The 10498-nt window shown below is 70.0% G+C and carries 10 protein-coding genes; 9 read left to right on the top strand and 1 reads right to left on the bottom strand.

Features of this window, described 5'->3' with window-relative positions; translation table 11 throughout:
- The 6 genes from JNK30_RS07195 to JNK30_RS07170 all read left to right on the top strand — a co-directional run.
- Positions 1–1455 (top strand): hypothetical protein (locus tag JNK30_RS07195; protein WP_293481380.1); only part of this gene is annotated, 1455 nt, incomplete at its 5' end.
- Positions 1456–1460: 5 nt separating this feature from the next.
- Positions 1461–1982, top strand: a complete 522-nt coding sequence (locus JNK30_RS07190) for a hypothetical protein (protein WP_293481379.1) — start codon at positions 1461–1463, stop codon at positions 1980–1982.
- Position 1983: 1 nt separating this feature from the next.
- Positions 1984–3135, top strand: coding sequence for a tail fiber domain-containing protein (locus tag JNK30_RS07185; RefSeq protein ID WP_293481378.1), 1152 nt, complete (start codon positions 1984–1986; stop codon positions 3133–3135).
- Positions 3120–4031, top strand: coding sequence for a hypothetical protein (locus JNK30_RS07180; RefSeq protein WP_293481377.1), 912 nt, complete (start codon positions 3120–3122; stop codon positions 4029–4031). Before JNK30_RS07185 ends, JNK30_RS07180 begins: the two co-directional genes overlap by 16 nt.
- A 3-nt stretch (positions 4032–4034) precedes the next feature.
- Positions 4035–5012 (top strand): hypothetical protein, encoded by a 978-nt coding sequence (locus JNK30_RS07175; protein WP_293481376.1) that lies wholly within the window; start codon positions 4035–4037, stop codon positions 5010–5012.
- 305 nt (positions 5013–5317) lie between these two features.
- On the top strand, positions 5318–7570 hold the full coding sequence (locus JNK30_RS07170; RefSeq protein WP_293481375.1) for a hypothetical protein: 2253 nt from the start codon (positions 5318–5320) through the stop codon (positions 7568–7570).
- On the opposite strand, the gene JNK30_RS07165 is transcribed toward JNK30_RS07170, so the two are convergent.
- A complete protein-coding gene (locus tag JNK30_RS07165; protein WP_293481374.1) occupies positions 7563–7820 on the bottom strand; it encodes a hypothetical protein in 258 nt (85 codons plus the stop codon). The two genes, JNK30_RS07170 and JNK30_RS07165, sit on opposite strands and share 8 nt — an antisense overlap.
- Positions 7821–8021: 201 nt before the next feature.
- On the opposite strand from JNK30_RS07165, the gene JNK30_RS07160 reads away from it, so the two are divergent.
- The 3 genes from JNK30_RS07160 to JNK30_RS07150 form a co-directional block, all read left to right on the top strand.
- On the top strand, positions 8022–8261 hold the full coding sequence (locus tag JNK30_RS07160; protein ID WP_293481373.1) for a hypothetical protein: 240 nt from the start codon (positions 8022–8024) through the stop codon (positions 8259–8261).
- A gap of 1 nt (position 8262) precedes the next feature.
- A complete protein-coding gene (locus tag JNK30_RS07155) occupies positions 8263–10143 on the top strand; it encodes a hypothetical protein (protein ID WP_293481372.1) in 1881 nt (626 codons plus the stop codon).
- Positions 10144–10213: 70 nt separating this feature from the next.
- The coding region (locus tag JNK30_RS07150) for a hypothetical protein (protein ID WP_293481371.1) at positions 10214–10498 on the top strand (285 nt) is incomplete at its 3' end.

The following is a 10498-nucleotide window of genomic DNA, read 5'->3' as shown; positions in this document are numbered from 1 at the left end:
GCGGCGTGGGTGGCGGGCAAGAACGTGCGCTTCTGGAAGGGGCGTTGGCAGACGGTCGGCGGCTGGGAGCGGATCTTCGCTGAAGCCCTGACCGGTGTCTGCCGCACGGTGCTGCCCTGGACGGACAATCTCGGCGCCCTGATGGGGGCTTTCGGGACCCACTCGGCGCTGCAGGTCTACCGGGGTGGGGAGCTGTTCGACATCACGCCTGTGGGCCTCGCGGCCGGCGCGGAGCATGGGACGGGGACCACGGGCTACAGCACCGGCGCCTACGGCGTCGGCGGCTACTCCGAGCCCTCGGCGAGCGACTACTTCGCGAGGACCTGGGCGCTCGACACCTACGGCGAGAGCCTGATGGCCAATCCGCGCGGGGAGACGATCTACTGGTGGCAGAACGACACCGGCACGCCGGCGGAACCGCTCACGGGAGCGCCCGACGAAGTCACCTACATGCTGGTGACCGAGAGCCGGCAGGTCATGGCGATCGGCTGCAACGAGGAGGTCTCCGGGACCTTCAACCCGCTCTGCATCCGGTTCTCCGACATCGAGAACCCTGAGGACTGGACGACCACACCCTCCAACAACGCCGGAGAGGTGATCCTGAAGGGCGGCGGCCGCCTCGTGGCGGGCCGACGCTTTGGCGAGTACGTCCTGGCCTGGACGGACAGCGGCTTCTACGTGGGCACGTTCATCGGCGACCCCTCTCAGACGTGGCGGTTCGATCCCGTGCCGGGCAAGTGCGGCCTCATGGGCCCAAACGCCGTGGTGATCTTCGGCGGTGCGGCCTACTGGGTCGCGCCGGACGGCCAATTCTATGTGTGGGCGCCCGGTTCTGCGCCGGCGATCCTACCCTGCACGGTGCGCAAGGACTTCACCGACAACCTGGCAGCCTCGCAGTTCGACAAGGTGGTGGCGTCGAGCTGCGCCACCTTTTCCGAAGTCCGCTTCGACTATCCCGACGCTCGCGACGGCGATGGGCTGGAGAACAGTCGCTACATCGCGGTCTGCACGCTCGACGGCGCCTGGACCAAGGGCGAGATGGCGCGCTCGGCCTACGTGGATGCCGGCCCTTCGGTGTCGCCGATCGGCGTCGCGCCGAGCGGTGAAGTCTACTGGCACGAACGGGGCGCCACAGCCGATGGCGAGCCGCTGGCCTGGTACGTCGAGAGCGGCGACCAGTACGTCGATGACGACCGGCGGGTGATGCGGGTCAACGACGTCGAGCCGGACTTCGAGGGCCAGCTCGGCCCGGTCCGGATGACCATCTCCACCCGCGACTTTCCCCAGGAGCCGCGGGTGGCATGGGACCCCGTCACCCTGGCGCCGGGCGAGACCTTCCAGGATCTCCGGGCCGAGGGCCGCTTCATGAGCGTGAGGTTCGAGGGCTCGTCGGTGCCCTCCTTCGCGCGCTGCGGCCGCCCCTCCTTCGACGTCATCACCACAGGTGCACGATGAGCAACGTGGCCGACTACGCCGCAGAACGCGCGGCCCGGACGGAGCCGGATGCCAGCGAACTCGACGCGGCGCTGGCTGAGGGCGCCAGCGACGAGATGCTTGCGGCGCTCGCGGCGGCCCCCGATCTGCAGGGCGAGGCGCTGCCAGGCGCGACGCGTCCGCTCTCCCCGTTGCAGGCGCAATGGGAGCGCTTCCGCGACCGGTTCGCCGAGGCGATGGCGGGCGGCCTCTATACGATCGAAGACCTCGAGGCGATGATCGCCGGCGGCGAAGCCTACCTCTGGCCCGGCGCTGACGCGGCTATCGTCACCCAGGTCGTCGCCTACCCTTCTGGCGAGAAGGTGCTGCAGACGCTCTGGGCGGTCGGCGACCTGAAGGAGGTCCTCGCGCTGGAGCCGGCGCTGTGCGCCTCAGCGCGCCTGCTGGGGTGCTCCCGGATCCTGATCGAGGGCCGCAAGGGCTGGGAGCGGCTGCTGAAGCCGGCCGGGTATGAGCCCTGGTCCGTGACCGTCTCGAAGGTGGTGTGACATGGGCATCTCCAGCAAGAAGCGGACGACCAAGGAGACGTCGAGCACGACGCAGAACGTGACGACGCAGCGCACCGCACCCACCTGGGCGGAGGAGCCACTGAAGGCCTTCACGGGCCAGGTGTCCGGGTTGCTCGACCGCGACCCGACCGACTTCGTGTCCGGCGTGGACCCGCTCCAGGCGAGAGCCGGCGCCGCGGCAGCGGGGTTGGGCGGCTGGCGCGGCGGTGTCGCGAGCGCCATGGACGCCGTCCAAGGCGCTGCCGACGGCTCCATCGACCGCGTCGGCGGGGCCAGCCTCCTCGACAACCTGGGAGCCTACGAGTCCCGCTACCAGGATGCCGTGCGCCGCGCGGCGCTGACCGACTTCGACGCCGATGCGGGCCGGACCCGTGCGGCGCAGGCCGCGGCGGGCGCTCGCAACGGCGCCTTCGGCGGCTCTCGCTACGCCGTCCGTGAAGCCCAGACGGAAGGAGAGCTGTCGCGGGCGCGAGGGGCCCTCGACGCCAACATCCTCGACAGCGGCTTCCGACTGTCTGCAGATCTGGCCGATCGCGACGCAAGCCGACGGCAGGCAGCGGCCGTCGCGAACCAGGGCGCGTCCGCACAGGACCTGGCGCGGCGGCTGGAAGCCGGCGGCCTCTTCGGCAATCTGGCGAACGTCGACGCGACCAACGCCCGCGCCGACATCGGCGCCCAGATGGATGCCGGGGGCGTCCTGCGGGGCATCGACACCGAACAGAGGCAGGGCCAATTGGGGCTTCTCGGGGCGGTGGCGGACCTGCTCGGGAAGGGCCAGTTCGACTTATTCGGCGGGCAGACCGTCAACGGGCTTACGAACAGCTCGGGCACGTCGACGACGAAGTCGAGCGGCAGCCTGATGGATCAGATCGGCCAGGCTATCCAGATCGCGGCCATTGCCGCGTCGGATGTGAACCTGAAGCGCGACATCGTCACGCTCGGCCATGACGAGGCCGGTCGCCGGTGGGTCTCCTGGCGCTACCTCTGGGAGCCGGACGATCACCCGCCGCACGTCGGCGTCATCGCACAGGAGCTCCTTCAGACCGATCCGGACGCTGTTCTGGTCGGGCCCATGGGCTTCCTGATGGTCGACTACTCGAAGGTGGAGGGCGCGACATGGCGGCATTCCTGAACGGGCTGATGGGCGCGCTGAAGGGCCTGGGCGGCAAGGGCTCCACTCCCGGGCTGATCGGCTCGGTCGATGCGGCGGTTGCTGGCACGCCGGGCGGGGCATCTGCCACCGCAGGCTCCGGAGGCCTGCTCCCGGCCGCGCAGGACTTCCTCATGAAGGACGACGGCTACTTCCTTGGCGTGGGCGACCCGAAGGGCAACGACGCCTTCTCTCGAAACGAGGGCGCCGCGGTCATGCGCCGTATGCCGACGCTCGAGGCGGCGGGGCCTGAGCCCAAGATGTCGTTTTTCGACCGCATCAACGCGGTCGATCCGACGACGGGCATGAGCACGGTGGACCGCTTCGACCGTCTCGGCGCGGCCATGCGCGACGACGACTCCACGGAGCGGCTCACGGCCATCGATCAGCGCGCGGCCGGGCGGCTCGCGAAGAGCAAGCAGGCGGAACTCGCGGCGCAGATCGATGCGCTGTTCCCTGACGACCCGAGGATGCAGTTCCTGCTGAAGGCGAACCCTCAGAAGGCAACCGAGGCTCTGGCTGACGTCTACAAGAGCCGCAACGAGGCCTACACGCTGAGCAAGGGGCAGCGTCGCGGCGCCGGTGGCCGGACCATCGACGAAGCGCCCGACTACGGCGTGGACGATGGCTACGCCTGGGAGCGCGGCGCAGACGGCTTCTCCTGGGGCGATCAGCGTCCGCCGACGTGGCAGGAACTCGAGGCCGGCCGGCACAACCGCGTCGAGGAGGGCTATGGCGGCGAGCGCATTGCGCTCCACCGGGCACGCCTCGCGCTCGAGCGAGAGCGTGCGCGGCGCGCGGCGGCTGGCGGGAGCGGCGCGACGGGCGGGATGCCGCCCCTGCCGCCAGGGTTCCGCATCACGCCGGCGGGGAGGTAGGTCATGCCCGCGCCGATCATCGCCGAGAACGATCGTGGCGACCGCCTGCAACTGATCGATGGCCAGTGGCTGCCGCTGGCTAATTCTCGCGCGCCCGGATCGACCTACCTGCCGTCCTACAGCCGCGGTGATCCGGATCGCTCGGAGGCGGCCTACTATCGCGCCTTCAAGACCGAGGATGACAAGGCTCAGGCCGGCGCGGCGAAGGGCATTGCCGCCGCGCGGCGCATGGAGGGCCTGCTGTCGCGCCAGAAGACCGGCGGCCAGTATGCCATTCCGATCTGGAAGGACGTTGCCGGCTGGCTCGACCCTGAGATCCGCGAGATGGACTCCATCCAGGCTGAGGCGGCGCGCTCGAAGCGCCAGCCCGGCGAGGGCGCGATCTCGGACTTCGACGCCCAGCAGTTCCTGGTCATGACCTACGGCAAGGACAAGCCGACGGAGACCAACCGGGCGCTGATCCGCGCCCAGCGGCTGGCGGATGACGCCGTACAGCAGCGCCGGGCCTTCATGGACTGGCACGCGTCGACGTTCGGGACGACGAACGGCGCGCCGGAGGCGTGGAGCCGATACGCTCAGGACAACCCGATCTTCGACGCCGCCTCAGAGGCGCGCGGCGCGCCCGTGCTGAACATGAACCGCCGCCAGTGGCGGGAGTACTTCGGCGCCGTGCGGGGCGACGGCGACCGCCGCCAGTCGCAGGCTTCGAGCGATGCACAGCGCGCGGCCGGGCTGTCGAGCGATGGCCGTGAGCGCGTCCGCAATGCCGACGGCTCGGTGATCATGAAGCCGCAGGGCTGGCAGTCGCAGCTTCCGGCGGCGCAGCGCAACGCGCTGCGGTTCTACGCCGGGTCCAAGGCGAAGAGCGGCTCGAAGTCGAACCCCTATGTGCCGTCGAGCGCAGACGAGTTCGATCGGCTGCCGCTCGGCTCCTGGTATCTGGATGACGACGGCAAGGCCTACCAGAAGGGCGCGCGCTGATGGGCAGCTTCCGTGCAAGGGAGACGGGAGAGGCCGCTGCGGCGGAGGGCGGGACTTTCCGACGTCAGGACCTGGCAGGCGGCCCGCGCCGTCGCGGCGTCATAGATGACGTGTCGGGGGCGGTGGCGGTGGCGACCAGCCTGCTCGGCCTCGATGAGCCTGCGGACTGGCTCTACACCAAGGGCGTGACGGGCCTCGACCTACTCACGGGCAAGCACAAGACGAAGCCGGGCGAGCGGGTGGAGGACTTCACGCGCCGCGTGGAAGCCGCGAACTGGCGCGACGCGCGGGCCCGCCGCAGCCAGGTGCGCGACGACTTCGCCAAGGCTCATCCGGTGCTGAAGCCGGTGGTGGAGATGGCGACGGCGGCAGCGCCGGTCATCCTGGCGGCGCGGAGCGGCGGTCTGTCGACGGCGCCCGCCGCCATGGAACAAGCAGCGCCGGCTGCCAAGGGCGTCTTGGGCGCGCTGCAGCGCATCCCCGGCGCCCGAATGATCGGCGAGATGGGAAAGGGCGGCGTCACGGGCGGCCTGTTCGGCGCCCTCTCCGGCTTCTCGGACGAAGGGGACCTGGGTCAGCGCCTGGAGAAGGCGAACGAGGGGGCTGCGTTCGGGGCGGCCTTCGGCGCACTGACGCCGCCGGTCGTCACGGGGATTGGGGGTATCATCAATGCCGGCAAGCGCCTGAGCGCGCCGCGAGATACGCGCGCGGCGGCGCAAGCCGGCAGGGTGCTCGAGGAGCGCGTCGGGCCGAGCCTCGCCCTTGAGGCACAAGGCGGTGATGACCTGCAATTGCCGTTCGAGCGGATGGGCGCCGGGGGCGAGACGACGGCGCGGGCTGTGGCGTCGGTGCCGGGCCCCGGGCAGGACATTGCGCGTAGCGAACTCGTCCGCCGCCGTGAGGGCGCGCGAAGTCGCATCCTCTCGGCCGTCCGGCGCGACCTCGGAGATGATGGCGCCTCGTTCCATGCGACGCGCGAGGGGCTGGATCGCCGGCGACTGCAGGAAAGCCGCCCTCTCTACGCCGAGGCCTTCGAGCGCGAGCCGCCGGTCACCAATGCCCTGGAGCGGCTGAAGGCCCGGCCGAGCATCCGCAAGGCCATGCGCCGCGGCCGTGAACTCGCGCTCGAGGAAGGTGAGAACCCGAATGGGCTCGGCCTCTTCGACATGGAGAACCCCGCCGACTGGCTGACCGACGGGCCTGATGCGGGGCGTGTCGCCGGTGAGGCTGAGAGGATCGCCGGCTTCCGCCGGCCGCCGTCGGCGCCGCGTCGCGGGCCGTCGCTGGCCAAGTTCGTCGCCGATGGCGGCGGGCTGCGGGACGTAGGCGGCGATGTCACGGCGATGGGCGGACGCGACTGGCACAAGGGCAAGGCCTACCAGCGCGGCGTGATTGGCGAGGCTGCCGACCCGGACGAGTGGGCGTTGCGCGCCTGGGAAGCCGGCTATTTCCCGGAGCACCGCTCGCGGCCGACCGTGAACGAGTTCCTGGACGCGCTCGGCGATGATATCGCCGGGCGGCGCCAGCGCTTTGCGCGGGACGCCGACCCGCGCGCCCTGGACCGGATCGCGCGTTTCGACGAGGCGGAGGAGATGGCCTACCGCGGGGGCTCTGCCGACGACCTTCCGGACCCGGAGAGCTACGGCCAGCGGCCTGAGCCGCAGACGGGGCCGGTGTACGGCGAGACCCCGACCTGGAAGGCGTGGGACTACATCAAGCGCGGGCTCGACGATGAGCTGGAGAGCCTGCGGGACCCGACGACCGGGCGGCTGCCGCGGACCGACGAGGTGCGCAACATTGAGCGGACGCGCACCGAACTGCGACGCCATCTGCGAGACCTGAACCCGAAGTACGGCGAGGCCCTGGACGCCTACGCGGGCCCCTCCCGTCAGATGGATGCGATGTCGCTCGGCCGGCGCATGGTGACGGGCCGCATGGACGCCGAAGACTTGGCCACGGGCATGGAGCGCTTCTCGGCGGACGAGGCGGAGGCGATGCGCCTGGGCGTGGCCAGGGGCCTGTCCGACGTCTTTCGGTCCAAAGATCCGCAACGCACCTTCCGCGCCTTCGTGGACGACGAACTCCTGCAGGACCGGCTGCGGATGGGCTTTGGGAGCGATGAGGCCTACGCGCGGTTCATGCGCGACGTGGTCTCCGAGTTCGAGGCCAACCTCTCCTACAACCGCGTGCTCACCGGCTCGCGTACGACGCCGCTGGCGGAAGACATCGCGGCTGTGAACCGTGCGGCCAGCGGCAACGACCTGCTCGAACCGGCCTTCAACTTCGCCCAGGACCCGCGAAGCTGGCGACGCCAGGCCTTCGAGTGGGCGGCGACGAAGCTGCGGCAGGCGCGCGAGGCCCGAAGCGGCCTGAACAACCCCGAGGTCTCGCGGCTCCTGGGGCAGGCGCTGTTCCGCAACGGGGACGTGGGCGAGCTGTTCGAGGCCATGGTGCGGGAGCGGGTGATCTCGCCGGCCGAGATGCGGGCCATGGCGCCCTATCTCGCCGCGGAGGCTGGTGTCCTTGCGGAGCGTCGGGCCGATGCCTCGCCTAACTGATGACGCCGACCCACCAGAGGCTGAAGAGATGGGCGATCCAGGCCACGAAGCCGATGCTTACGATCAGGTAGATCACGACCGGGATCTCGACCGCGACCTTCTTCCAGAGCGGGTAGGACGGATGATCCTCGGCGATCAGGTGCGGGTAGCGGCGCTTCCTCATGGCCTGGCCGATCTTGGCGTTCAGCCAAGCGCGCTTGTGGTGGAGTCGCAGCTCGTCGGGATCGATCGGGGACGGGGTGAAGGCCAAGGTCCAGCGCCGCTGTTCAGGGCGTCCAGAGATAGCAGTTTCGGGACGTCGATGCTAATCTAGGGCGACGCTTCGGCGTCAGCGTCGGCCCCACGGACGGGGCAGCCCACGCCGGGCGCTAAATGGCGGACCGTAGGCTCCACGGACGGAGCACAGCCGGCGGCGACAGCTGCCTTCCCTGTGCACGAGGAGCCTTTTCCGATGCCCATGACAGACACTTCGCCCGCGGAGAACGCGGTCGCGATCGACTATAGCGGTGGCGACGTCACGGTCGGCCGCTGCCGCGCCCTCCTGGTCGGCGTGGCCGGGAATCTGAAGGTCGACATGCGCGGCGTCGGGACCGGCGTCACGCTGCCGCTCCCTGCCGGTCTGATCCCCGTCTCGATCACCAAGGTCTACCAGAGCGGCTCGACCGCGACTGGCGTCGTGGCGCTCTACTGAGATGCAGGCTGGTCACGTCGGTCTGTCGCTGACCGCGCCACGAGCCGTGGCCACGGCCCCGCCCGTGAACGACACGATCGTCCTTGACCGCGACGTCTGGATTTGGGGCGCGTCCACGGCCGGGGGGAAGGTCGACGGGACGCAGGTGACGTTCATGCAGGACCTGGCCCTGCAGATCGACCCCTCGGCGGTCCAGGGCACCGAAAACGACGTCGGCGGCTCGACGCTGGAGAAGCACACGCTCGGCAACGGGCGGATGACGCACAATCGGGGCCTCGGCGGGCAGGGGCCCACCTCGATCCGCACGCGAACGCAGAACGACGTGCCGGTCCAGGTCGGCGCCAGCGACATCTGCTTCAACCACATCGGCGACAACACGGGCACCGACACGGGCAACGTCGGGTCGGGCGTGGCGAACACCGTCAACACGATCGCGACGGCCATGGGCCTCATGCTCACGGCCTGCGGGGCGCGGCCTTCGCTGGCGATGACGAACACCCGGGGCAGCTTTGCCTCGAGCGCGCGCGCGTCGATCTCGGAGACGCCGGGCTCGTTCTGGTTCAACGCGAAGGAAACCCTGTTCCGCCGCTACACGACCAGCGCCGGCCAGGGGAAGGTGATCGACTGCTTCCAGACCTTGATGGACGAAGCGGTCGACTATGGGCTGATCGACCCCACCAACGACCAGGCGGATGTCGACAAGGGCGTCTCGCCCATGGGGTTCATGACGACCGACGGCTCGCACATGAACCAGCACGGCATCCGGTGCGTGACGCGCGCCTCCATCCTGCGGGTGGTCGACGCGATCCTCGGGGGCGTGCCCTTCGCGCTGCGCCAGTACGTCACGGCCGCGCAGCCCGCCACGCCTGCGGCCGGCGACGTGATCGGGACGCCGTTCATCTGGGGATCGGGCGGCACGATGTCGCTCGCGCCCTCGAACACCCAGACCGACTATGCGGTGAGCGCCAGCGGCCAGATCAGCCGCGTGGGCGCGACCCCGCCGGCGCGCGACCTCACACCCGTGCACATGCAGTTCGCCAAGACCGGGCGCACGTCACGGGTCCAGAAGCGGATCCTGGTGGGCGAGCGCGCGGCGGCGGGCGTCTCCAAGCTGGTGGAGTTCGACGGCTACTGCTGCGTCAACCAAGCGGTGTCGAAGATGCCCGACACCCTGCAGGCGCTGACGATCGTGGGCCGCCTGCAGGGGGCCACGGGCGGCGACGGGGCGTCGCAGATCGTGTTCTCGGCCTCGACCGGCGGCATCGTCATCACGCGCAACGTCAACAACGCGCTGGACATCATCATCCGCAACACGTCGGGGCAGACGCTGTTCTCGATGACCTCGGCCAGCAACCTGTTCCGGGTGGGCGACGCGCCGCGCTGGTTCATGGCCTCGGTCGACATCGTGAACGGGCTGGCGAAGCTGACCCACTTCCTGACGCCCTCCACGGGCGTGACGAGCCTGACGAACGGCGCGTCGGCCAACACCCAGCTCCTGTCCAGCACGTCGCAGACCCTGCGCCTGTCGAACCCGCACGGCTTCGGCAACGCTGGCAACGGCCTGACGCTGGCGCAGCTGGGCACCAAGCGCGGCTCGTTCCGGCTGGGCGACTTCTGGATGGGCCGCGGCTACTTCGACCCGACCGTCCAGGCCAACCGCGAGCTGTTCGTGGAGAGCGACGGGTCGCCCAAGGCCTCGCTGGTCGCCTCGACCGACGTGGCGGGCAGCACCGTTTCGGGCGCCTCGCCCCTGCTGCACGCCAAGGGCAACGCCACCGACTGGCGGCTCTGCAACTTCATCATGGATACGGACAACGAGTTCGGCTTCTCGGCCTGGAAGAACCCGAACACGTCCGTGCCCGGTTACCTGGTGACGGTCTGATGGGCTCCCTCAGATCTGTGAGCCACGCGTCGGCCAATCGCTGCGGGCTGGGAGCACCCGGAGATGGGCGATGACGGCCAAGCCGCGATCCCGGGAGGCCGCCGTGGGTGAACTTCAGCCCATCGACGTCGAGCGCGGGACGATCAAGGACGCGCTCCGGGCGGTGGCTGCCGGCGTCTACCAGACGCACGGCTGCCTCGAGACGCACATTGCGGAGCAGACGCGACACAACGCGGCCCAGCTCCTGGCAATGGAGACTGCGAACGAGAAGCGTGAGGAGATGTTCGGCGCCCTAGCGGAGCTCCGCGGTGAGGTTCGGGGGCTCGTACTCGCGCTCGGGCTGCGGCAGCCCGAG

Origin of the sequence: Phenylobacterium sp. (assembly GCF_016793225.1) — a bacterium.
Lineage (GTDB): Bacteria > Pseudomonadota > Alphaproteobacteria > Caulobacterales > Caulobacteraceae > Phenylobacterium.
The sequence above is the reverse complement of the archived record's forward strand: the minus strand, read 5'-3'. Positions and strand labels throughout refer to the sequence as shown.